The following is a 24153-nucleotide window of genomic DNA, read 5'->3' on the forward strand; positions in this document are numbered from 1 at the left end:
CAGCTACCCCAACAAAACAAGGTGGCTTAACTAGAGCGGAATATCACTTATAAATACGCTTTTAGTTGTTCAAACAAGTGGGACCACCTCTAATACCCCATCTTTAGCACGTTCACCTGCACCAATCACCATGACCGGATACTGCTTGTCATTTAATTCCAGAATTTCACGAACCATGGGCTCATCGAAGCCTTCCATCATACAGCTATCAAAACCATAAGCGCGTAAAGCTAAAACCAGATTTTCACAAGCCAGCGCCGTGGTTTTAGTCGCCCATAGTTTTGCATCAGCGGGGCTGAAAGCAGAAACCGGCATCTGCTTATCCAGAGTACGGGCTACTTTGAAAGCGACTTTCTTAAAGTTACCAAAGGCATTCAGATAACCTGTCTTGTAGTTATAGGGAATGTACTTATAGTACTTTTTGATTGCTGGAGGCGCCTCAGGAAATGGAAACTCACTAATATTCAGTTTCGCCATTTCATCAATGCGGTCAGTACGTGCAATACAAACAATCAGTTCAGAAGCCGTTTTAGCGGCCAGTTGGCTCATGCAGGCTTTCACCAGATGCTTTTTCTTGGATGGGTTCTGCACCACATAAAATGTCCATGGCTGCAGATTTGATGAATTTGGTGCCAGTAGTGCCAGATCCAGGCAGGCATCCAGTACCTCAGCAGGGATTGGTTTTTTGGTAAATTTACGCACTGAACGGCGGCTTTCAATGACCTTACGGAAATTCTCTACATCAATATCCTGTGGTGCCGGCTCGTAATAACGCTTCTTGTCAGGATTTGAACTATCAGTTGTTTGAGAAGTCGTTTGGAAGTTTTCATTTGTCATAAGCTGGGTTCTTTCAAAAATATAAAAGATTGAGGCAGTCTAAACTGCCTCAATTAAAAGATAAGTTTCAGAATTAGTTGAATTGTGTGAAATCAGGTTTCCGTTTTTGCATAAAGGCTTGAACCGCTTCCAGCATTTCTGGTGAGCCGACACGCTGCATGAAAATCTCTGCTTCATGGTCAATCCATTCCACAATTTCATTCACATTGTGTTTCATCAAGGCTTTGGATTGCACCAGTGATGCCAATGGCAGGGCAGAGAGTTGGGTAGCTTGTGCTGCTGCTTTGGTGTAAACATCTTCTTCAATGCTATTTACCAGACCTGCGTCGAGTGCTTTTTCGCTATTGAATTTTTGCGCAGTCAGCAATAATTCGGCCGCTTTATGATAACCCGCTTGCTGAATCAACAGCTTGCTTGAAGCGCCTTCAGGCGATAGACCCAGACTGACAAATGGAATCTGGAACAAGGCAGTATTGTCACTATAGACCAGATCACAATGCAATAAGATCGTCACGCCAATGCCGATCGCAACACCACGCACCGCAGCAATCAAAGGCTTGGAAAATTTTGCAGCAGATTTGAGTAAAACAAACGGCGGGCCTTCAGCAGCGGGTGCCTGACCTTTCTTCGCAGCAGATTTCATAAAATCCTGCATATCATTGCCCGCACTAAAGTCTGTGTCCTGACCACGCAATACAACTACACGAACTTCAGGTGCCTGATCAGCTTCATCTAAAGCTTTCGCAATCCAGAGATACAGTTCGCTATATAACGCATTTTTCGCCTCCGGGCGATTGATGGCCAAAGTAAGTACACCATGTTCTAAATTCGCATTCAAATGCTCATGAGGTTGTTGAATACAGCTCAGTGTCATCGTACTATCCTTGCTTTAAACTTAATTTGATTTTATGGGAATGATTATGTCGCATATTTATTGGGGCAGCACAACTCATGAGTCATAAAAAAACTGATCCCTTATGAACTATACATTTGATTATCTGGTTTTCATTGGCCGTTTTCAGCCTTTTCATCTGGCACACATGCAAACGATTAATATTGCCCTGCAGCACAGTCAACATGTGATTTTGGCTCTCGGTTCTGCGCAAAATGAACGCAATATCAAGAATCCATTTTTGGCTTCGGAGCGTGAAGCCATGATCCTATCAAATTTTAGTCCAGAAGATCGGGCGCGGATCAAATTTGTAGAAGTTATTGATGTTTATAATGATGAAAAATGGCAAAAACTGGTGAAATCGCTGGTGAATCAGATCATTGAGCCGGATGCCAAAGTCGGACTGATCGGGCACTTTAAAGATGATTCTTCTTATTATTTAAAGTTTTTCCCAGAATGGGAAATGGTCGAACTTGACAGTCTTGAAGATGCCTTATCCGCCACGCCGATGCGTGAAGCTTATTATCGTGGCGAAATTCAACGAGATAAATTTCCACAAGGCACGATTGATTTTCTAGAAAATTTCCAAAAAACCACGACCTATCAGCAACTTAGTGAAAAATTTTCCCAGAATGATAAAACCAATCTGCTTTAAAAGTATTAGGTCGTTATGGGTTGATTCATGGTAGTTTGAGCATGCTGTCTTAGACATTCACTTAAAATCTCCAAGGCAGGAGACTGTTCTTTCCAGTGATGCCAATATAGGGGGACTTCAATGCGTAATTCCCTTGAAAGCTCAAGCAGTTGACCTGACTCTAGCAAATCCCTGGTTTGATAGTCCGGCAGCCAGCCATAGCCTAGACCCATGACAATCGCATCAAAAAATGCATGGGTCGATGGAATAAAAAAATGAGGATATTGAGCAAGGTTCAGGCCAAATTCGTGCTGAATAAATTGAGTATGTAGTTGGTCTTTTTCATTAAAAATAATGGCAGGGGCAAGGCGTAGCACATCCCGATGTACACCTTGACGAAACCAGTTTTGGGAAAACTTAGGGGTGGCGACCAGCCGATACTGCATCTGTCCGATCAATTCCGCCCGACAACCTTTCATTGCCTTGGCTTCAGTACTCAAACAGGCATTGACGAGACCTGCTTCTAACAGATGATGGGTTTGTGATTGATCGTCTACTTGAAAATGCAACACAATTTTATGCTGGATCAGCTGGGCTTGTAAGGTCGGTAATAGCCAGGTCGCGAGCGAATCAGCATTGGTGGCAATATTCAGACAATAGAAACCTTCTTGTTGCAATTGTCCACCCAAATCCTGCATCAGATTCTGTTCTAGCAAACGTTGATGCTGTAAATAATGCAATAAGGTTTGTCCGGATTGAGTCACACGGCAAGGCCGATCTCTCACCAGAAGCAATTGTCCCAATTTTTTTTCCAGACTTTGAACACGAAGGGTCACTGCCGAGGCAGTAATATTTAGCTGCTCGGCAGCCAGATCGAAACTTCCCGTTTTTGCAACTGCGTAAAAAGCATCACATTGTTTCGCATTCAGCATATCTGTTATCTAAAAATAATTTAGTTAAATTGATATTAACTTAGTTTTAATTAATCGCATCCATTTTGTTGAATAATTCATTTATTCAAAAAAGGGGAATGTGATGTTCAGTTATATGGTGAGTGGTTTTGCTGTGGGAATGAGCCTGATTATCAGTATCGGTGCACAGAATGCTTTTGTATTAAAACAAGGTTTAAAACAACAGCATGTGTTCTGGGTCTGTGTGATTTGTGCCTTGTCTGATTCCATTTTAATTCTGCTTGGCGTACTGGGCTTTGCGCGCGTCATTGAATATTATCCGGATATTGTTATATTTTCTAAATATATTGGCGCAGGATTCCTATTTTATTATGGTTTGCACCATGCGATCAGCGCATTTAAATCAACAGAGGTTTTAGCACCAAGTGATCAGCTAACAGAGCATTTTCTACAAGTACTGATGATCTGCCTGGCTTTTACCTGGCTAAATCCGCATGTTTACTTAGACACAGTCATATTGATTGGATCAATTTCAACCCAATACGCCTTAGGAAAATGGTGGTTTGCTTTAGGTGCTGTCTGTGCTTCCTGGTTTTTCTTCTTTAGTTTGGGATATGGTGCAAAGATACTGACGCCTTGGTTTCAACATCCAAAAGCATGGAAAATACTGGATGCCATCATTGCTTGTACAATGTGGGGCGTCGCAGTGTCATTAATCCTCAGTATTTGATTCAGGCTACGAAAGTGGATAGATCGGTTAAGAGTTGTCTAAGTGTGTCATTTTAGATAGGTATCGAGAATGGTCAGCGCAGAAAACAACTCTTTTCATTACTGTGAGCACATGGATATTTCAATATATATTGAGCTTAAAATAAACGATCTGTTTGGTATAAAAAATTTACAAAATCAGAATTTTATAAGATGACACAAGTTTACTGCTCGCCTAGTAGAGCCACTTATCAGAGAAAAATCAGCGCAAGTATTTTGTCCGTTAGTCATGAATGATTTTACAAAAACTTCAATAAACTGGTATAAAAAGAACGAAAACCTGTTCGTTCAAAAAACAAGAAAATTTAGTTTCAGATTAAGCCGTGTACTTAAATCCGATCAATAAGAAATTAAACAAGGTGGATTTAAAATTGAAAACAATAATAAAAACTGGGCTCCTTAGCCTAGCGATCTGTTTAGCTTTGACTAGTCAGTCTTTTGCAAGATCATGGACCTTAACTCCCAAAAGTGATGTCGGTTTTGAGATTAAGTCGATGGGTCTTACTGTGGTTAAAGCCAAGTTCAATCAGGTTCAATCCACGATGCAGTTTGATGCTAAAGCACCGCAAAATGCCTCAACCCATCTGGTCATGGATGTAGAAAGTTTAAGCTTTAGTAAGCCGCTATTTAAACATATGATTTTGGGCGAAGACCTGTTTTATGTAGAAAAATATAAGACTGTAATTTTTAAAAGTATCCAGTTTAAAGACTTGGGCAATGGCAAATATAATGTTTTAGGTCATTTAACCCTGCGTGGTGTGACCAAGCCTGTGATTTTTGAAACCACTTTTAAACCTAGTATGTCAAATGCCAACCTGCTTGATGTTCAGGCATCTGCCGTGATTAACCGTAGGGATTTTGGTATGAAAAAAGGAATTGCCGGCGTAGGGGATAAAGTGAATCTTCATCTATCAGGCCAGTGTGCAATGAACTAGGGGAAATATAAAATACTTAATTATATAAGTTTGCTCGTAAAAAAAAGCCCGAATGGTTCGAGCTTCTATTTATACACAAGCATGCAATTAAGCAGCTTGCAAAGCTTTTAAATCTTCCAGAACTTGTTCTGCGTGACCTGCTGCTTTGACCTTACGGTATTCTTTGACCAGTTGACCGTTATGGAAAATGAAAGTCGAACGCTCAATGCCCATCACTTGTTTACCATACATGTTCTTTTCTTTAATCACATCAAAGTGATTGCACAACACCTCTTCTTTATCGCTGATCAGATTAATACTCAGGTTCTGCTTTTCAGTAAAGTTCTGATGAGCTTTTACCGAATCACGGGATACGCCAAGAATTGTGGTATTTAAAGCATCGAACTGATCTTTTAAACAGGAAAATCCTACTGCCTGAGTTGTGCAGCCCGGTGTAGAATCTTTAGGATAAAAATAAATCACCAGCCATTCTGTATTTAACTGGGTTAAATTAATTTCCCCTGTCGTCGCAGGAAAATTCTGGTCAAGCAAACTAATTTCAGACATAAAAACTCCTGTTTTCTCTAAATTTTTTCAAAAAAAATAAGCCACATTATAGTGGCTTATTTTATCAAAGAATAATCAGATATTATTTCTTTGGTGCCGCTTGGGCTGATTTCATTGCTTCTTCAGTCAAAGTTTTCAGTTTGCCTGTTAACTGTGGACCAAAGCATGCTTGAAGATCTTTATTCTGCTTCTGTACAAAAGCTAAAGTGCCTGGGCTTTTCTTCTGGTTAATGGTGCTTTGAATTTCCCATTTTTGTGCATTGGTTAATTTTCCATCTGCTTCAATAGCACAACCACAATATTTGCTGACTTCAGCAGCCGTCAATTTTTTACTTTTGCCAGTTTCATTTTTACAAACATTGATCAATGCAGATTTTACATTGGTGCTTTTATAAGCTTGTTGTAATTTGTCATCAGCCGCTTGAGCCGTAGTTGCGAACATAGCAGCAGCTGAAACAATTGCTGAAAGCACGATGCTTGATTTTAAATTCTTCATAAACTCTACCTTGTTATTACGGTATATAACGTGTCGGGTCTTCAACACCTGCGTCCGCAAAACCCTGTTTACGTAAACGACAACTGTCGCATTTGCCACAGGCACGTCCTTGGTCATCTGCTTGATAGCATGACACCGTTTGACTGTAGTCTACGCCATGTTCAATACCTAAGCGAATAATATTTGCTTTGGATAAATGTAACAAAGGTGTTTCAAATTTGAGTGCCTGACCCTCTACGCCAACCTTGGTTGCAAGGCGCGCCATGTTGGCAAATGCGTCAATAAATTCCGGACGGCAATCCGGATAACCGGAGTAATCAACTGCATTAATTCCGATAACAATCGCTTCAGCTTCGAACACTTCAGCTGCTGCTAAGGCGTAAGACAAGAAGATGGTATTACGTGCCGGAACATAGGTAATCGGGATACCTGACTGTTCATGATCCGGCACGTCAATGCTATGATCGGTAAGGGCTGAGCCACCCAGATTGCCCAGGTCGATATTGATGACACGATGTTCCACACCGGCACGTTGCGTTAAAGCTTTTGCTGCATCCAGCTCGGTCGTTGAACGCTGACCATATCGAAAACTGAGTGCGATACATTCATAGCGTGCCTGTGCCCAAGCCAGACATGTTGTTGAGTCTAATCCGCCAGATAACAGGACAATGGCACGAGGGCGCATAAGCTGATTCTCCAAAAAAATACTTTACAAAAAATTAACGACCAGTTTCATCATTCCATAACAACTTGTGTAGCTGTAACTGGAAACGAACAGGGAGATGGTCTTCTAAAATCCACTGAGCCAAATCACGTGCCAGTGGTGGTAACTGAACTGCACCTTTTTCGACCGCAAATGCAGGCGAAAACCAAACTGTACTCACTTTGTCTTGAAGTTGGTACAGTTCTAACTGCTGCTTTGACCATTCATAATCTTCACGATTGCATATCACAAACTTGATTTGATCATGTGCAGTTAAATGATCGAGATTAGAAAGCAAATTCCGTGCAACTTCACCTGAAGTTGGTGTTTTTAAATCGAGGACTTTGGAAACACGTGAATCCACTTTGGACACATCTAAAGCGCCACTGGTTTCAAGTGAAACTTCGCATCCTAAATCTGCCAGTCGCTGCATCAGGGGTAGGGCATTGGGCTGCGCCAGTGGTTCACCACCGGTCACACAGACATAAGGGGTTTTAAAATCAAGCGTGGTCTGGATAATATCGTCCAGAGACTGACGCTCACCGCCTTCAAAGGAATAGGTGGTATCACAATAGCTACAACGTAATGGGCAACCGGTTAAACGGATAAATACTGTTGGCAGTCCTGCGGCATTGGCTTCACCTTGCAATGAATAGAAAATCTCCGTAATGCGTAAACCCGCAGACGGATCAGAGACAGGAATTGCGGAAGATCGAAGCGTATTCATAACAAAACTAACCAATGAGAAATAAATAACCGGGTATAAAAATAAAAATCCCTACGATTATTACTAATCGTAGAGACAAGGAGCAGTTGAAGCTCCGAGGAACACAAATGTGTCCTCTAAGTTAAGACATCTTAGTCTTCACGTAATAGATCGTTCAGACTTGTTTTAGAACGAGTTTGTGCATCAACTTTTTTCACGATGATGGCAGCATACAGGCTGTAAGTGCCACACTTAGAAGGGAGACTACCAGCAACAACGACTGAACCTGCTGGTACACGGCCGTAGTGGATTTCGCCAGTGGCACGGTCATAAATCTTGGTTGATTGACCAATGAATACGCCCATTGAAATCACAGAACCTTCTTCAACGATTACGCCTTCAACGATTTCAGAACGTGCACCGATAAAGCAGTTATCTTCAATAATGGTTGGATTCGCTTGAAGCGGTTCAAGCACACCACCAATACCTACACCACCTGACAAGTGAACATTTTTACCAATTTGCGCACATGAACCTACAGTGGCCCAAGTATCAACCATCGTGCCTTCATCTACATAAGCACCGATGTTGACATAAGAAGGCATCAAGATCACGCCTTTAGCCTGGAATGAACCTTTACGTGCGACAGCAGGTGGTACGACACGTACGCCAGCAGCCTTGAACTGTTCTTCAGTCCAACCTGAGAATTTAGTTTCTACTTTGTCATAGAAACGAAGATCACAAGCTTCCATTGGTTTATTGTCGTTTAATTTAAATGATAACAATACCGCTTTTTTAATCCATTGATGAACAACCCATTCACCATCGATTTTTTCAGCAACACGTAGAGTACCATTGTCTAGACCAGCAATTACTTCCTCAACTGCTTGACGGATTTCAGCAGAGCAATCTGCAGCTGTAAAATTCGCACGGTCTTCAAACGCTTGTTCAATGATTGTTGAAAGCTGCGACATGATCTTCCTTCCAGAAAAAAATTTTCTAGATTTTACACTATATTGCAGGAAAAATAGTTGAAAGGGCTAAAAATAGATGAAAAATAACTAAAAGTGTAGAAAGCGTGAAATTATTAAAGTGATAAGTGTACTTTTTCATTATGTTGAAATGTAGGAGAAGTGTTAGAAAACGCTTGGTTCTCAACAAGAAAAACTAATTTGTATCAAAAAATAACAAAAGATCAGCAAAACATGAATAAAAAATATTTTTTAAGTCCTTTATATTGAGCCTATCACGAATAACTAATGATCAAAATAAGTTCTTTTGAGGAGAGAAATAATGAAATCTTTACATAATATTTTGGCAGTATCAGTCTTAGCTCTAGCAGCGAGTTCTGCGATGGCTGCTGATGAAACAATCGTAACAGATGAAGGTGTGGCATCTTTTTCTTTCTTTAAACCCGCAGCTGTTCGTGCTGAAGTCGGTACTACCGGTTATGGTGGTGCACTTTCATGGAACGTGAACCCATATGTCGGCGTGACTTTAGGCTATAACGGCGGTGATATCTCTTGGTCTGATGATTTATCAATCAATGGTTCTGATTATGACCTGGATATGGACAATAACCTGACCTATTTAAATGCTGAAATTCGTCCTTGGGCAAACTGGTTCTATATGGCGGCTGGTGTAGCTTATGTAGATAATCAATATGATATCGATCGTCGAGTTCGTTCGGGTGAAACCTTCTCCGTAAATGATGTTGAATTCAAGGCAGTAGGAGATGCACGTATTAGTGGTGACCTATCTTATAAAAATAATATTGCACCCTACCTAGGTATTGGTTTCTCTCCAGCGATTACTAATCGTTGGGGTGTGTTTGGTGAAATTGGTGCTTACTACAATGGAAATCCAACAGTTAACTTAACTTCAAGTGGAGTTGCTACTCCTACAAATCCTGGAGTTATTGCTGACTTTAACCAACAAGTTCAGCTGGAAGAAGATGATATTCGTAACGACAATGAGTACGAATGGCTACCAGTCGCTAAACTTGGTGTAAGCTTCCGCTTCTAAGATTTAACCTCATAAAAAAAACGGGCTTCGGCTCGTTTTTTTATTTTTTAGAACAATTTTAAAAGTGATAACCCAGTTTCAAACCTAGGATCAAAGCACTGTTATCAGAAACTGCAGATAAACCTGCAATCTGTGGCGTAATAGGTTCGGATGAGGAAATTTCAGGTTTTTGAAACTTTAAATAATATAGTCCTGTAGCAATATCCCAAGTTTCTTGAATCTTATAAAGATGACCTAGTCCGATGCCCCAATAGCCATCACTCGGATTTAAAGTTGAAGCCGGATTTCCTGTACCAGAATCCCATAAAAGTTCGATAGAATTTATGACAAAAGATGGCCATTGATGAGCAAGTCCGATTTTTCCAGACCATTGATCCTTACGATAATCAATCATTCTAAAAGGTTTTACTTCAGGGAACTGTAAGGCCGCATAGTCAATTACAGCGCCAAATTTAGGCGGCTGGATCACGAAATTTTGCCAGTTCGACCAACGCAGCGTGCCATAGAGCGCATTTTGATCAGTTAAAGCTGTCTGAAAATCCAGATTCACTGACTGAGGAGTTTGAATTTCTGTATAAGATGCTGGATTCGTACCTACAATAATCGACTCAGTGGTTTTATTGTGATGAGTAATTGCAGAGCGATAGGTCAGTGCGGTTCTAAAAAAATATTCTGGGATCTGATAACTGATTCCAGCAAGCCAGCCCCAAGCGGGATCTCGTTCTAATGTGGCTCGATAACCATTGAATATATAAAATGTCTGCCCGGATAAATATAAATTTCCCTCTAAGCTTTGATAACTTAGCCCTGTATAAAAATTCCAGTTATCGTTTGGTTGAAAGCCAATTAATGAGGTCAAATTATGGCTCTCAAACTGAATGGTAGCAGCCTCAATTGGAAGCGCTGCACCTGCAAAAACAGGATCATAATGATAAGCGATATCTATAGAATAAGGCTGATCGTAAATCAGTCCCCACGACACTTGAGGATTCAACTGGAATTTTAATGCGACATTGGAAATCCATTGACTATGGGCAAGATTTCCTGTTGAAAAATCGGTGATGCCTAATTGTTGCAGCTCTTCAGTATGTTGTACCTGACCGCTGATATCGGGGCGAACCCACGCCAGTGAAACTTCAGCATAATGATTTTTTTCAAAAAACGATTGGATACTTTGATTAGATTGTTCAAACGCTGCTGCATAACCTGACCCGGAGAAAAACAAGCCCACGGAGAAAAGAGCAAATTTATTATTGATCATCTTGGTATAATTCAATTTATTATGCACGTGATTATGCTTGATATTTGTATTCTTTATCTACTCAAAAAATAAAAAAGAGGCGGTGTAGCCTCTTTGATTAAAAACTTAAAATATTGCACTTTATTCGTCTGGATAAGCCACTTTTTTCAGTGCCTTAATATCTGCGTCTGGTGAGCAGAGGGAAATAAACTCGTAGCCATAACCGCGTAATAAATGACCTTTACGCACTGCAATCCAGGTGGTATTTACGCCGAAAATATCGGTTTCAATCTGCTTTAAACGGTAATCACGCTCCGGGTCATAGGCCACATCGTTGACAATGCCGATGCCCATATTCATTTCTACATAGGTCTTGATGACATCGGCATCAAGCGCGGACATCACAATATCTACATCAAAACCAGCTTCTTCAAAGGCGGTATCAATCTTGGAGCGACCGGTAAAACCACCATGATAGGTAATAATCGGGTAGTGCGCCAGATCTTCGATGAGCACGTGTTCTTTGCTTGCCAGTGGATGATTCTGCGGGGTAATAATACTGTGTTGCCAGTTATAGTAAGGTACGCTGGCCAGATTATCTTCAGTGGTGAGTGCTTCGGTCGCAATACCGATATCCGCTTGACCTTGCAGTAGCATTTCCGTGATTTCAATCGGGCTGGCCTGTTGCAAAATTAGATGAACTTTAGGGAATTCTTTTTTGAATTGGCTGACAATCGGTGGTAACACATAACGCGCCTGGGTATGCGTTGTGGCAACGGTCAATGTACCTTCATCGACTTTATTGAAATCATCGGCCAGACGTTTGATATTGTCGGCATCGACCAGCATGCGTTCTACAATGCCTAAAAGTGCCTGGCCCGGTTCGGTTAAGCCCAGTAGACGTTTACCTTTGCGAATAAACAGCTGCACCCCCAGTTCATCTTCCAGATCTTTAATATGCTTACTTACCCCGGACTGTGAAGTATAAAGCGCAGCAGAAGCTTCAGTTAAATTAAAGTTTTGTCTAACCGTTTCTCGTATAATTCTTAATTGTTGGAAATTCATAATTCTCTTACCCTAGAAGAGGATGGGGCATTTTAAAGCCCCATCTTTTGGTCTTAAGCGACCTGGTTTTCAAATAAATGCAAATTCACCGCACTTAACCAAACAGTTTGATTTGGGCGGAATTGATGCGCTCTCGCTTCATCAGGCGTCAGTAAAATTTCAATCAGATTGCCTTGACGGTCATTTAGCTCAGCAACTACTTTACCCGCGATCCATAATTCACGAATGAAGGTCGCCTGAATGGCATTGTCGTGTGGCTGTGCATGGATGCGTAGTTCATCTGGACGTGCGAATAAAATCACTTCACCTTGAGCGGCATTTTTTGCACCCTCAAATTGAATGCGGTCTTCGCCGAGCTGGATGATGCCTGCATGGTTCTGACCTTCAAAACGGTTCGCCTGACCCAAAAAGTCGAATACAAATGGAGTTTTTGGTGTTTCATAGACTTCACGTGGTGAACCAATTTGTTCAACATTGCCCTTGTTCATCACCACGATTTGATCTGCAACTTCAAGCGCTTCTTCCTGATCGTGTGTTACGAAAATAGAAGTAATATGCAATTCGTCATGTAGGGTACGTAACCAGCGACGCAGTTCCTTACGCACTTTGGCATCCAGTGCGCCGAAAGGTTCATCCAGTAATAATACACGCGGTTCAACCGCTAAAGCACGTGCCAAGGCAATACGCTGACGCTGACCACCAGAAAGTTGAGCTGGATATCGATCAGCCAGGAAACCGAGCTGAACCAAGTCGAGTAAACGTGTCACACGTTTTTTAATTTCCGCTTCCGAGGGACGGGTTTTGCGCGGACGAACACGCAGACCAAAGGCGATATTGTCAAATACCGTCATATGACGGAACAGGGCATAGTGCTGGAATACAAAGCCAACTTCACGCTCACGCACATGCACATTGGTGGCATCCTGACCTTCTAAAATCACTTGGCCGCCATCCGCAGATTCCAGACCGGCAATAATCCGTAGCAAAGTGGTTTTGCCACAACCAGATGGGCCAAGAAGCGCGACCAGTTGACCATCTGGAAAATCCAGCGAGATATTTTTCAGTGCATGGAATGCACCAAAGTGTTTTTCAATATTTTGTACTTGAATACTCATGTGGGCATTCCTTAAGAAACTGTTGAATCTTCATTACGTTTGTCTTGTTTTTCCTGGCGCAGTTCCACCCATGTTTTTAAAATCAGGGTTACAATTGCGAGGAGAGCCAGAAGCGAAGACACGGCAAACGCAGCACTAAAGGTATATTCGTTATAAAGAATTTCGACGTGTAGCGGCAAGGTATTGGTTTCACCACGGATATGGCCGGAAACCACCGACACCGCACCAAATTCACCCATGGCCCGCGCATTACACAGAATCACGCCATAGATCAGACCCCATTTGATATTGGGCAGGGTCACTTTCCAGAAAGTCTGCCAGCCAGATGCACCGAGTACAATCGCAGCTTCTTCTTCTTCGGTTCCTTGTGCTTCCATTAACGGAATTAGCTCACGCGCAACAAAAGGTACCGTAATAAAGATAGTCGCTAGGACAATCGCAGGCACTGCATAAAGGATCTTGATATCGTGATCCATCAGCCAAGAGCCCATCCAGCCTTGGGTACCAAAAATCAGTACCAGCATCATACCCGCAATCACAGGTGAAACAGAGAAAGGGAGATCAATAATGGTCGTCAGGAATGATTTACCTGGAAAGTTAAACTTCGCCACAGACCAGGCTGCCGCAACACCAAATACGACGTTGAGCGGTACCGCGATTGCAGCCGTCAGCAAGGTAAGTTTCACTGCCGACAAGGTATCTGGATGCACCAGTGCCTGTGTATAAACGCCAACCCCTTGTTTAAACGCTTCAACAAAAACCAGAATCAAGGGCAGAATCAAGCAGCTTAAAAAGAAGATTAAGGCAATAGTGAGCAGTGTATAGCGTACCCAAGTCGGTTCGCGGGTTGCATCACGGGATTGCAGCTTTTCAGCCAGCGCATTACTGTTGGTATTTAAACTCATCGCGCAGTTCTCCCGGTACGACGGCTGGCCCATGCCTGTAATAAGTTAATCAGGAATAGCATCACGAAGGAAATCAGTAGCATGACGACAGCAATCGTGGTTGCACCAGCATAGTCATATTCTTCTAAACGAGAAATAATCATTAAGGGTGCAATTTCCGTTTCAAAAGGCTGGTTACCGGCAATAAAGATCACCGAACCATACTCACCGACACCACGGGCAAAGGCTAAAGCGAAGCCAGTGATCAGCGCAGGCAGCAGAATTGGGAAAATCACTTTGGTCACAATCTGAAAACGGTTGGCACCCAATGCAGATGCAGCTTCTTCCAGTTCGGTTTCCAGATCGCTAAGGACTGGCTGAACTGTACGCACTACAAAAGGCAGACCAATAAAGATCAATGCCAGTGTAATACCAATCGGGGTATAAGCGACTTGAATGCCAATCGGTTCTAAATATTGACCAATCCAGCCGGTCGGTGCATATAAAGAGGTCAGGGCAATACCCGCAACCGCAGTGGGTAAGGCAAAAGGCAAATCTACCAGGGCATCGACAATACGTTTGCCCGGAAAGCTGTAACGTACCAGACACCACGCCAGTAACAGGCCAAACACTACATTGACCAGTGCAGCGACAATGGCCGCGGTGAAACTTAACTGCAATGATTTCAAGATACGTTCAGAGCTCAGGATTTCCCATAAGCCATCCCAGCCAATGCCCAGTGATTTAATAAAAACAGCTGACAGCGGGATCAAAACGATTAATGACAAATACGCTAGGGTAAAGCCTAGAGAAAGACCAAATCCTGGCAGCACTCGGGATCGCTGCGACATGATTACTCCTCAGAAGAGAGAAAGCTGATTGAAGTCAATCAGCTAAAATAAAAAAACAATTTGGGCACAAGCATAATTTGCAGCGACTAAAATGCAAATTTAAAATAACACTTGCTCTCATCAACTTTGCTGATATGGGGCATAGTGTTTTCTGAAATCAAATAGTGTTCAATTTCAGGAAAAGGGCCAAAACCAGAAGCGACATTGACATGACCGACTGCACCCAGATTAATTGGTTTGATTTTCCAGGTTTGGGCCAGTATGTGGGCATCTTCAAAACTTAACCAGGGATCATTTTCACTGATCAATAACGTGGTGGGCACCTGAAGCTTGAGGTGTTGAAAATAGGTGCTGTAGTCAGTCTGACTGTCGCGCGAAAAACCATTTTCCCCAAATCGTGCCGGATTAGCTGGTGCCACCAATAGCAGATTTTTTACTTTTGCATTGAGTTCGGGATGTTGGGCAAGGGCCGCAATACTGGTCAGACAGCCAAAGCTGTGTGCGACAATCTGAACCTCTGCTGGAATGGCTTGCAGAGTTTTGACAAATTCTGCTACCCAGATATCCAGTACCGGATGATTCCAGTCCTTTTGCTGCACACGGGAGCATCGCATCAGCCGGTGCTGTAAGCAGGTTTGCCAGTGGTTGTATTCACTGCCACCTACACCAGGAACGATAAGCGTATGAATCATGTCGATGCTCCTATATCAATCAGCTTGGAAAATTATTTCGCGCTGTTGGCTTTAACGATCTGGTCAAATACACCACCATTTTCAAAGTGAGCCTTTTGTACTTTGTTCCAGCCGCCAAATTCCTGATCAACCGTCACCAGTTTTAATGGCTTAAATACTTGGCTGTATTTGGCCAGTACTTTGGCATTACGTGGACGATAATAATGTTTACCTGCCAGGTCTTGACCCAATGGCGAATACAGGAAGTTCAAATAACCTTGAGCCAAGTGCTGGTTGCCTTTTTTCTTGGCATTTTTTTCTACAATCGCCACCGGTGGCTCAGCCAGAATCGACAGAGAAGGGGTAATAATTTCAAACTTGCCCGGCTGTTCGCGAAGGGCTAAATGCGCTTCGTTTTCCCATGCGAGTAAAACATCCCCAATGCCACGTTCAGCAAAGGTCGTGGTTGAACCACGTGCCCCGGAATCCAGAACTTTGGTATTTTTATAAATTTTACGAACAAATTCTTGCGCAGTCTTATCGTTGCCGCCCGCCTGATGTTTGGCCCAAGCCCAAGCCGCCAGATAATTCCAGCGTGCACCGCCTGAAGTTTTCGGGTTTGGGGTAATGATTGCTACGCCCGGTTTGACCAGATCACCCCAGTCCTTAATCTCTTTCGGATTGCCTTTACGCACCAGGAACACGATGGTTGAAGTATAAGGCGTCGAGTTTTGCGGCAATTTCTTTTGCCAGTCCGCAGGTAACAGTTTAGCTTTTTCTGCCAGCACATCAATATCGGCAGCCAATGCTAACGTTACGATATCTGCATCCAGACCATCAATCACGGCACGTGCCTGTTTGCCTGAACCGCCATGCGATTGCTTGAAATTGATTTTTTGACCGGTACGGCTTTCCCAATATTTGCCAAAATTCTTATTTACATCTTCATACAGTTCACGGGTCGGATCATAGGATACATTGAGAAAATCACGTGCTGCTGCACCAAATGAGGTTGCCGAGATAACAGCTGCTAAAACCCCAAGTTTTAATGTGTTTGAAATGCTCATCTGGACTGAATCTCTGATATGTTCTGTAACATAAGCGCAGAATAAACTTATTCTTTATGCATAAAAAATAATTAAAAATGAATTTTATATGAAAAAAAGAGATAAATAAGCTCTTAAGTGTTTGAAATAAGAATGGCCTTATGAATAAAGGCCATAATGAACTGCATTTAAAGTATTATTTTGCGTGATTGGCTTTGACAATCTGATCAAACACACCGCCATTGTCAAAATGCTGTTTCTGAACCTTGGTCCAGCCACCAAATTCTTTATCAATGGTGACCAGTTTTAAGGACTTGAATACGGTACCGTATTGCTTTAATACATTCGCATTACGTGGACGGTAAAAGTTTTTCGCCGCCACAGTCTGTCCAGCAGGTGAATAGAGGTAATTTAAATAGGCTTTGGCCAGATGTTCATTACCATCTTTCTTGGCATTTTTTTCTACGATTGCCACGGGTGGTTCAGCCAGAATAGACAGAGAAGGAGTAATGATTTCAAATTTTCCCGGCTGTTCGCGGACGGCCAAATGTGCTTCATTTTCCCAAGCCAGTAATACATCCCCAATCCCGCGTTCAGCGAAAGTCGTGGTAGCACCACGTGCACCCGAATCCAGTACTTTGGTTTGTTTGTAGATTTGACGGACAAAGTCTTGTGCTTTGGCATCATTGCCACCTTTCTGGTGTTTGGCCCACGCCCAGGCAGCCAGATAATTCCAGCGTGCACCACCTGAAGTTTTTGGGTTCGGGGTAATAATGTCTACGCCTGGTTTAACCAGATCTCCCCAGTCTTTGATTCCTTTTGGATTGCCTTTACGTACAAGAAAAACGATGGTTGAAGTATAGGGTGTCGAATTCTGCGGGAATTTCTTTTGCCAGTCTTTAGGCAGCAAACCACGTTCTGCAATTTCATCAATATCTGCTGCCAGTGCCAGTGTTACAACATCTGCTTCCAGACCATCAATCACCGCACGTGCCTGTTTGCCTGAACCGCCATGCGACTGTTTATAATCGACTTCCTGGCCAGTGGTTTTTTTCCAGTAAGCACTGAATTCTTTATTAAAGTTGTCGTACAATTCGCGAGTCGGGTCATAAGACACGTTCAGGAAATCTTTTGCTGAAACGCTTAAGGCGCTTGCTGAAAGTAGCGCTGCCAGTACCCCAATTTTTAATTTACGCGTGTTCATTTTTTGCCTCAAGTTTTTTAGCTTTTGTTAGATGAGGCAAGAATAGCTTGAGATTTTTTGCATAAAAAATAATTAAAAAAGAATTGGATGTGAGTAAAAAAGATATATAGGTGAAGCCTGAATCTGACTGCTCAATTTTTCATTTTAGAGGCTGCAAAATATGCTGTATTTAAAAAATGCCCAACAGGTCAGCCAGATAGATGTGCTGGATCGTGGCTTTCATTATGGTGATGGCTGTTTTACCACGGCCCGGATTCGGCATAACCGGATTGAATTATATGATCGTCATCTGGCACGTTTGCACATTAGCAATCAGAAATTAAGCCTGAATGCCAATCTTGATCTGATTGCAGAAAGCTTACAGATTTTACGTGCATCAGAACATGAACTGAATGGCACATTGAAAATCGTGCTGAGTCGTGGAATTGGTCAGCGCGGTTATAGCTTGCCGGATCATCCTGCAGATCTCTGGCTATTTTATTATCCTCAAACCGTACAGGATTTTAAGTTTGAGCAGATTCAAAGTGGCATTTTACAGCAGGCATTAGGACTGACGATGCCGAGTCTGGTAGGGCTAAAAACCTTAAACCGTCTAGAGCAGGTTTTGCTGAAACAGGAAGCAGATCAAAGCGGCTGGCCTGAGGCCCTGGTGACAGATGTACAGGGCGGTGTTGTCGAAGGGGTAAGCAGTAATTGTTTCATTCGTATAAACAATACATGGATTACACCGGAACTTCGTTATAATGGCGTCTTCGGTGTCATGCGTGCAGAAATTCTACAACGTATGCAAGATCAGGGAATTAGCTGTCAGCAACGCTGTATCGATATGGATGAAATCAACCATATTCAAAGCCTGTTTTTCTGCAATGCACTCAGCCCGATGAAAATTGTCACGCAATTTGAGCAGCGAACCTTGGATGGCGATGCTTGTATTGAAATTTTTAACCGTCTTCGATTGAACCAGATGTCTTAATATGTCAGCTTCCAAACCTAAAGCCAAAAAGAAAAATAAAGCGAGATTCTCCTCATCTTTCAAAGGAATTGCCTTAGTCCTGATTGGTATTGCTTTGATCTTGGCGTTAATCCTGAAAAGCAGTTTGTGGAAGGATTATCCTGTAGAAGGAAAAAAACAGCTGCTCGCGATCGAATCTGGTCAAACCTATTCCGGTTTTATTGATCGTCTGGCCACAGAAGATCAGGTGAGTTTCCCGATCATTCTCAAGCTGTATCAGCGCATCATGATTCATGACACCATGAAAGCGGGCGTGTATGAAGTACGCCAAGGCATGAGCATCCGTCAGGTCTTGGAGATGATTTCCGATGCAGACAATGCCCAGATGAGCCGGATTCTGGTAATTGAAGGCACGACCTTTAAGCAACTGATTGATGCCCTGAAGAAAAATGATTTAGTCACCAAAGAAGTACTGCATCTGCCTACTGAGCAATTACTCAAAGAATTGAATATTCCGTTTTCACATCCTGAAGGGCTGTTTGCACCGGATACTTATTTCTTTGCCAAAGGTGAAACTGACCGTAAAATTCTGACCAATCTGTATCAGCGCCAGATGAAAGCACTGGATGAGGCGTGGGCGAAACGTGCAACTGATCTGCCGTATCAGAATAAATATGACGCGCTGATCATGGCCTCAATCATTGAAAAAGAGACCAGTGTAGATCGTGAATTGGAACAGGTTTCTGGGGTATTTGTACGCCGTTTAAAAATTGGCATGCGTTTACAGACCGATCCAACAGTGATTTACGGAATGGGCGATAATTATAATGGCAATATTACCCGTAAAGATTTACGCACACCGACGCCGTATAACACCTATACTATTTCAGGTTTGCCGCCAACGCCAATTGCGTTGCCAAGCAAGAAAGCCATTGAAGCAGCCATGCATCCGGATAATTCTGACAACCTGTATTTTGTCGCTACCGGTAATGGTGGACATAAGTTCACGAGCAATCTGAATGACCACAATAAAGCCGTACAGGAATATCTGACGACTTTACGCTCGAAAAATAAGGAATGAGTATGTTTATTAGCTTTGAAGGCACAGAAGGTGTAGGTAAAACCACGCTCATTCGTTCGATCTATGAAGATTTCATCGCACAGGGTAAAGATGTTATTTTGACTCGTGAACCGGGTGGAACACCAATGGCCGAGCAGATTCGCTCGCTGCTATTGACTGTGAATCATGAAGAAGTCATGGCGCATGATACCGAGTTGTTGCTGATGTATGCAGCGCGTGCCCAGCATCTGTCACAAGTGATTCTACCCGCATTAGAAGCTGGGAAAATTGTCTTATGTGACCGTTTTAGCGATGCCAGCTTTGCCTATCAATGTGCAGGTCGGGGTCTGAGCGAAACCAAGTTGCAGTTACTGAATGACCACTTTGTCGCACGCATGCCGGACATCACGTTCTGGTTAGAAGCACCTATTGAACTGGGGATGAACCGAGCACGTGAACGTGGTGCGCTGGATCGCTTTGAACAGGAAAAAGTCACTTTCTTTGAGAAAGTGAGAGCGGGATATGAAACTTTATGGCAACGTCATCCTGAACGGATCAAACGTCTGGATGCAACTCAAACGCCTGAGCAGGTATTTGAGCAGGCCTTAAGTTATTTAAAATAAGCCGATTATTAAAATACTTTTTATTTAATTTTTCTCTAGGTTTATCTGTGAAGAATCTTCTATATTAAGGCTGATATAGAAGATTTTTTTAATAAGATGAAAACGACCAAAACAGAGATAGAACAATTTTTACAACAAGAATTTCCACAAAGCCTGGAGAAGTGCCGGATTGAAGCCATTTCTCCGCGTGGAGCCACTCTACTTTATCAGGTGAGATCAGAGGAGTTGCGTCCAGGCGGTACCGTTTCTGGTCCAACCATGATGACCTTGGCGGATTTTGCTCTTTATGTCGCCATTCTGGGTGAAATTGGATTGGTCGGTTTGGCCGTGACCACTAACTTGAATATCAATTTTTTACGTAAACCTTCTGGTGGAACGGATATACGGGGAGAATGTAAGCTGATCAAGGTCGGCAAGGCACTGATCGTGGGAGAAGTCTGGATTTATTCGATAGATCATGAAGAACCTGTGGCGCATGTGACTGGAACATATTCAATTCCACCACAACGTTAATTGTCTGAAAGATATAAGACTGACTGTAAATAGCCTAAGCTACCTTCGAGCAGATAAAAATCTAAAAAGAAAAGGAGATATCATCCAAGGATGTTATCTCCATCCACTTTTAACAATTTACCAAAGGTGTTTCTACTTCAAAATTTGGTGGCACGAGGACTGTTTTGCGTAGTTCTGGTAGCAGCTCGGGATAATCCAGGGTGAAATGCAAACCGCGAGATTCTTTGCGGTGCATGGCGCAGCGCACGATCATCTCGGACACCAGCACCAGATTACGTAACTCAATCAGATTTTTGCTGACCTGGTAATCCTGATAATACTCGGTAATTTCTTTTTTCAGCATTTCAATACGATGTAATGCACGTTCCAGACGCTTCGTCGTGCGTACGATTCCGACATAGTTCCACATGGTTTGACGCAGTTCATCCCAGTTTTGCAGAATCACCACATCCTCATCCGGGTTGGTCACCTGAGAATCATCCCAAGCTGGTACTGCAGGAGCTGGCTGATCGGCCTTGAAATTTTTCTGAATATGCTTGGCTGCACTCATGCCATAGACAAAGCATTCTAAAAGTGAGTTACTGGCCATACGGTTAGCACCATGCAGGCCAGTATAAGAGGTTTCCCCAATCGCATAGAGTCCGGCAATATCCGTCTGGCTATGTTCATCGACCACTACACCACCGCAAGTATAATGGGCTGCCGGAACGACTGGAATCATGTCCTTGGTAATATCGATCCCTAGTTCAAGCAAACGGGCATACAGGGTAGGGAAATGCTCTTTGACAAAGCTTTCATCTTTATGGGTAATGTCCAGCCAGACATGACGAATACCGAATCGCTTGATTTCATAGTCGATGGCACGGGCCACGATATCACGCGGTGCGAGTTCGGCGCGCTCGTCAAAACGCAGCATAAAGCGTTCACCATCAGGCAGGCGCAGATAAGCGCCTTCGCCGCGCATTGCTTCAGTAATCAGGAAAGAACGTGCTTGCGGATGATACAGGCAGGTCGGATGAAACTGGTTAAATTCCATATTGGCGACCCGGCAGCCGGCACGATAAGCCATGGCAATACCATCACCCGTGGCAATGTCCGGATTTGAGGTGTAAAGATAAGCTTTCATAGCACCGCCACAGGCAAGGGCGGTAAATGGAGCCAAGAAGGTATGCACTTTTTCAGTTGTTTCATCCAGGGCATATAAACCCAGCACACGATTATCGCCGTCTAAACCGAGCTTTTGTGAACAGATCAGGTCAATCGCAATATAATTTTCAAAGATTTTAATATTCTGTTTTTCTTGGGCCCGTTGTACCAAGGTGGTGGAAATGGCACGACCAGTCGCATCGGCCGCATGAATAATTCGGCGCTGTGAATGACCACCTTCACGGGTGAGATGTAACTGTTCCTGTTCATCCAGAGTAAATTGCACGCCGTGTTTCAGCAGGAAATCAACTGAAGGTTTGCCACCTTCTACCGTCTGTTTAACCGCATCCATTTCACATAGCTGTGCGCCTGCAATCATCGTGTCATCAATATGCTGTTCAATTGAGTCCATTTCATCCAATACTGCGGCCACGCCGCCTTGAGCATAAAAGGTACTGGCATCTGTCAGGGTGGATTTCGCTAAGACTGCAATATTAAAATGATCTGGGAGCGATAAGGCTAAACTTAAACCAGCACCGCCACTGCCCACAATAATGACGTCAAATTGATGGGTAAGGGATAAATTAGACATGTCCATCAGCTAATTTTAAAAAAGTTTGGTAATAACAGCGCTTTTTTGTACAAAAGGCAAGCGTTGAAGTGCTCATTTATTGATGAAAAAAATTAATCAAAGCCTTAACTTAATGCTTTAATAATGAGATATTGCCCAGAATAAAGTATTGAAACATATTATTACTTAAACTTTACAGTGTTTGTGATAAAACCTATTTACATAAATTTATCAATAATTTGAGTGAATAATTTATATGAAAATTCTAGACTTAAAAAAAGGATTATTTACAGCGACCCTGACCATGAGTGCTGCACAGTTGCAGGCGGTCACGCCGGTTGATTTTTCAAATCTGGTTGAGCAGGTCAGTCCTGCTGTAGTCAGTGTCAATGTCGTTAAAAAAATGAGCGAAGAAGAGCTCTTACAACAACAAGTCCCGGAAATTCTGCGTCGCTTTTTTGGCAATCAGGTGATTATTCCGCAGCAGCGTATGCCACAGGAAAAGACGGGTTATGGTAGTGCATTTTTTATCAGCAAGGATGGTTATCTGCTGACCAATCATCATGTGGTTGAGGATGCTTCCAAAGTTACCATTACCCTGAATGACCGTCGTGAAATTGATGCCACTGTTGTAGGGAGTGATGCACGAACTGACGTAGCTTTGCTTAAAGTTAATGGCTCGAATTTTCCAGAATTACGCACAGGAGATGTCGGACGCTTACGTGTTGGTGAGCCTGTTCTTGCCATTGGTTCGCCATTTGGTTTTGATTATTCTGCTTCTGCTGGAATTATCAGTGCCAAAATGCGCAACATGATGGGTGAAACTGCAGTCCCTTTTATCCAGACCGATGTGGCTCTAAACCCAGGTAATTCCGGTGGCCCTCTGTTTAACCAGCGTGGTGAAGTGGTTGGAGTGAACTCACGGATCTTTAGTGGAACCGGTGGGTATATGGGTTTGTCCTTCTCGATTCCGATTGATGTGGCAATGGAAGTTGCAGATCAACTGAAGAAGAATGGTAAAGTGACCCGCTCTTATCTGGGCGTAAGTTTACAGGATATCGACCGTAACCTGGCCGAATCTTATAACCTGCCTAAACCAGAAGGTTCTCTGGTAACTCAGGTTGCACCAAACTCTCCGGCTGCACGTGCAGGTCTGCGTGCCAGTGATGTCATCTTGAAATACAACGGTACCCCAATTTCACGTACCAGTGAACTGTTGAACTATCTGAACCGTACTGCACCTCAGCAGCAGGTACAACTTGAAATCTTGCGTGATGATAAACGTCGTAGTATTGCAGCGACTTTAAGTGCGGCACCAGATGATACCCCGGCAAAAGCAGGCACACAGGCTCAACCAAACAAAGGACCAGTGATCGGGGTTTCAATTCGTGACTTAAGTCCAGCAGAGTTGGCGAGTCTGGAAATCAAAGGCGGTGTGGTGATTCAGGATGTACGTCCGGGTGGTATTGCAGCACAGGCACGAATCATGCCGAATGATGTGATCACGCAAATTAATAACCAGACAGTACTGAATTCAAATCAGTTTGTGCAGGAGGTGTCTGAACTGAAAAAGGGTAGCATCGCGCGCGTGACCTTGATTCGTCAGGGGCAGCTTGCGGTGGTCGGGATGCGTATCTCATAAAATTGCTAGATTTTTGTGAAAGACCGCTTGTATAAGCGGTTTTTTATTTTTTGCAATTTACCCCAGCGATAAATTCGGTAGACTCTATAGCCTTAAAATCATGGAAAGGATAACAGC

The 24153-nt window shown here is 42.9% G+C and carries 26 protein-coding genes; 9 read left to right on the forward strand and 17 right to left on the reverse strand.

The features are described from left to right. Positions 1-69 precede the first annotated feature (69 nt). Together NI455_RS00005 and NI455_RS00010 are read right to left on the reverse strand one after the other, a co-directional pair. Positions 70-837 carry a nitroreductase family protein gene (locus NI455_RS00005; RefSeq protein WP_253111862.1) on the reverse strand — a complete coding sequence of 256 codons (768 nt, stop codon included), beginning with the start codon at positions 835-837 and terminating at the stop codon, positions 70-72. 73 nt (positions 838-910) lie between these two features. Next, entirely contained in the window at positions 911-1711 is an 801-nt protein-coding gene (locus NI455_RS00010) for an enoyl-CoA hydratase-related protein (RefSeq protein WP_004645646.1), read from the reverse strand. A 103-nt stretch (positions 1712-1814) separates the two neighbouring features. Between NI455_RS00010 and NI455_RS00015 the strand changes: the two genes are divergently transcribed. Then, positions 1815-2384, forward strand: coding sequence for a nicotinate-nicotinamide nucleotide adenylyltransferase (locus NI455_RS00015; RefSeq protein WP_253111863.1), 570 nt, complete (start codon positions 1815-1817; stop codon positions 2382-2384). 5 nt (positions 2385-2389) lie between these two features. Here the strand turns inward: NI455_RS00015 and NI455_RS00020 are convergent, their stop codons facing one another. Continuing rightward, a complete protein-coding gene (locus tag NI455_RS00020) occupies positions 2390-3295 on the reverse strand; it encodes a LysR family transcriptional regulator ArgP (RefSeq protein ID WP_253111865.1) in 906 nt (301 codons plus the stop codon). Positions 3296-3398: 103 nt separating this feature from the next. On the opposite strand from NI455_RS00020, the gene NI455_RS00025 reads away from it, so the two are divergent. Further along, on the forward strand, positions 3399-4004 hold the full coding sequence (locus tag NI455_RS00025; protein ID WP_253111867.1) for a LysE/ArgO family amino acid transporter: 606 nt from the start codon (positions 3399-3401) through the stop codon (positions 4002-4004). 409 nt (positions 4005-4413) lie between these two features. Beyond that, positions 4414-4977, forward strand: a complete 564-nt coding sequence (locus tag NI455_RS00030; protein WP_253111868.1) for a YceI family protein — start codon at positions 4414-4416, stop codon at positions 4975-4977. A gap of 87 nt (positions 4978-5064) precedes the next feature. On the opposite strand, the gene NI455_RS00035 is transcribed toward NI455_RS00030, so the two are convergent. The 5 genes from NI455_RS00035 to dapD all read right to left on the reverse strand — a co-directional run bounded on the left by NI455_RS00035 (position 5065) and on the right by dapD (position 8402). After that, on the reverse strand, positions 5065-5523 hold the full coding sequence (locus NI455_RS00035) for a peroxiredoxin (RefSeq protein WP_004731690.1): 459 nt from the start codon (positions 5521-5523) through the stop codon (positions 5065-5067). A gap of 82 nt (positions 5524-5605) precedes the next feature. Then, positions 5606-6019, reverse strand: a complete 414-nt coding sequence (locus tag NI455_RS00040) for a hypothetical protein (protein ID WP_005097581.1) — start codon at positions 6017-6019, stop codon at positions 5606-5608. Between the two features lie 16 nt (positions 6020-6035). Then, a complete protein-coding gene (gene queC / locus NI455_RS00045) occupies positions 6036-6704 on the reverse strand; it encodes a 7-cyano-7-deazaguanine synthase QueC (protein ID WP_148334605.1) in 669 nt (222 codons plus the stop codon). Between the two features lie 34 nt (positions 6705-6738). Next, positions 6739-7449, reverse strand: a complete 711-nt coding sequence (gene queE, locus NI455_RS00050; protein ID WP_195725783.1) for a 7-carboxy-7-deazaguanine synthase QueE — start codon at positions 7447-7449, stop codon at positions 6739-6741. A 131-nt stretch (positions 7450-7580) separates the two neighbouring features. Next, positions 7581-8402 carry a 2,3,4,5-tetrahydropyridine-2,6-dicarboxylate N-succinyltransferase gene (dapD, locus tag NI455_RS00055; RefSeq protein WP_004645637.1) on the reverse strand — a complete coding sequence of 274 codons (822 nt, stop codon included), beginning with the start codon at positions 8400-8402 and terminating at the stop codon, positions 7581-7583. A 319-nt stretch (positions 8403-8721) separates the two neighbouring features. On the opposite strand from dapD, the gene carO reads away from it, so the two are divergent. Further along, positions 8722-9453: an ornithine uptake porin CarO gene (gene carO, locus NI455_RS00060; RefSeq protein WP_253111870.1), complete on the forward strand. Its 732-nt coding sequence runs from the start codon at positions 8722-8724 to the stop codon at positions 9451-9453. Between the two features lie 58 nt (positions 9454-9511). Here carO and NI455_RS00065 read toward each other — a convergent pair whose 3' ends face one another. The 8 genes from NI455_RS00065 to NI455_RS00100 all read right to left on the reverse strand — a co-directional run bounded on the left by NI455_RS00065 (position 9512) and on the right by NI455_RS00100 (position 17529). Then, on the reverse strand, positions 9512-10741 hold the full coding sequence (locus NI455_RS00065; RefSeq protein WP_253111872.1) for an OmpP1/FadL family transporter: 1230 nt from the start codon (positions 10739-10741) through the stop codon (positions 9512-9514). Positions 10742-10834: 93 nt separating this feature from the next. Further along, positions 10835-11758, reverse strand: a complete 924-nt coding sequence (locus tag NI455_RS00070; protein WP_219308879.1) for a CysB family HTH-type transcriptional regulator — start codon at positions 11756-11758, stop codon at positions 10835-10837. 53 nt (positions 11759-11811) lie between these two features. Continuing rightward, positions 11812-12873: a sulfate/molybdate ABC transporter ATP-binding protein gene (locus NI455_RS00075; RefSeq protein WP_085064085.1), complete on the reverse strand. Its 1062-nt coding sequence runs from the start codon at positions 12871-12873 to the stop codon at positions 11812-11814. An 11-nt stretch (positions 12874-12884) separates the two neighbouring features. Beyond that, entirely contained in the window at positions 12885-13778 is an 894-nt protein-coding gene (cysW, locus tag NI455_RS00080) for a sulfate ABC transporter permease subunit CysW (RefSeq protein ID WP_004279077.1), read from the reverse strand. Further along, positions 13775-14608 carry a sulfate ABC transporter permease subunit CysT gene (cysT, locus tag NI455_RS00085; protein ID WP_004279076.1) on the reverse strand — a complete coding sequence of 278 codons (834 nt, stop codon included), beginning with the start codon at positions 14606-14608 and terminating at the stop codon, positions 13775-13777. Before cysT ends, cysW begins: the two co-directional genes overlap by 4 nt. A gap of 86 nt (positions 14609-14694) precedes the next feature. Then, positions 14695-15300, reverse strand: coding sequence for an RBBP9/YdeN family alpha/beta hydrolase (locus NI455_RS00090; RefSeq protein WP_253111874.1), 606 nt, complete (start codon positions 15298-15300; stop codon positions 14695-14697). A 32-nt stretch (positions 15301-15332) separates the two neighbouring features. Further along, positions 15333-16346: a sulfate ABC transporter substrate-binding protein gene (locus NI455_RS00095; protein WP_004731673.1), complete on the reverse strand. Its 1014-nt coding sequence runs from the start codon at positions 16344-16346 to the stop codon at positions 15333-15335. A gap of 175 nt (positions 16347-16521) precedes the next feature. After that, a complete protein-coding gene (locus NI455_RS00100; RefSeq protein WP_253111875.1) occupies positions 16522-17529 on the reverse strand; it encodes a sulfate ABC transporter substrate-binding protein in 1008 nt (335 codons plus the stop codon). A gap of 160 nt (positions 17530-17689) precedes the next feature. On the opposite strand from NI455_RS00100, the gene pabC reads away from it, so the two are divergent. The 4 genes from pabC (at position 17690) to NI455_RS00120 (ending at position 20677) form a co-directional block, all read left to right on the forward strand. Further along, positions 17690-18502 carry an aminodeoxychorismate lyase gene (gene pabC, locus NI455_RS00105; protein ID WP_005247525.1) on the forward strand — a complete coding sequence of 271 codons (813 nt, stop codon included), beginning with the start codon at positions 17690-17692 and terminating at the stop codon, positions 18500-18502. A 1-nt stretch (position 18503) separates the two neighbouring features. Then, positions 18504-19562, forward strand: coding sequence for an endolytic transglycosylase MltG (mltG, locus tag NI455_RS00110; RefSeq protein WP_253111876.1), 1059 nt, complete (start codon positions 18504-18506; stop codon positions 19560-19562). Positions 19563-19564: 2 nt separating this feature from the next. Beyond that, a complete protein-coding gene (tmk, locus tag NI455_RS00115) occupies positions 19565-20164 on the forward strand; it encodes a dTMP kinase (RefSeq protein ID WP_253111877.1) in 600 nt (199 codons plus the stop codon). Between the two features lie 96 nt (positions 20165-20260). After that, complete coding sequence (locus tag NI455_RS00120) at positions 20261-20677, forward strand: PaaI family thioesterase (RefSeq protein WP_164542957.1); 417 nt, start codon at positions 20261-20263, stop codon at positions 20675-20677. A 109-nt stretch (positions 20678-20786) separates the two neighbouring features. Here NI455_RS00120 and nadB read toward each other — a convergent pair whose 3' ends face one another. Further along, on the reverse strand, positions 20787-22421 hold the full coding sequence (nadB, locus tag NI455_RS00125; RefSeq protein ID WP_253111878.1) for an L-aspartate oxidase: 1635 nt from the start codon (positions 22419-22421) through the stop codon (positions 20787-20789). Between the two features lie 229 nt (positions 22422-22650). On the opposite strand from nadB, the gene NI455_RS00130 reads away from it, so the two are divergent. Further along, a complete protein-coding gene (locus NI455_RS00130) occupies positions 22651-24036 on the forward strand; it encodes a Do family serine endopeptidase (RefSeq protein WP_253111879.1) in 1386 nt (461 codons plus the stop codon). Positions 24037-24153 lie beyond the last annotated feature (117 nt).

Origin of the sequence: Acinetobacter lwoffii (assembly GCF_024129435.1) — a bacterium.
Taxonomy (GTDB): domain Bacteria; phylum Pseudomonadota; class Gammaproteobacteria; order Pseudomonadales; family Moraxellaceae; genus Acinetobacter; species Acinetobacter lwoffii_F.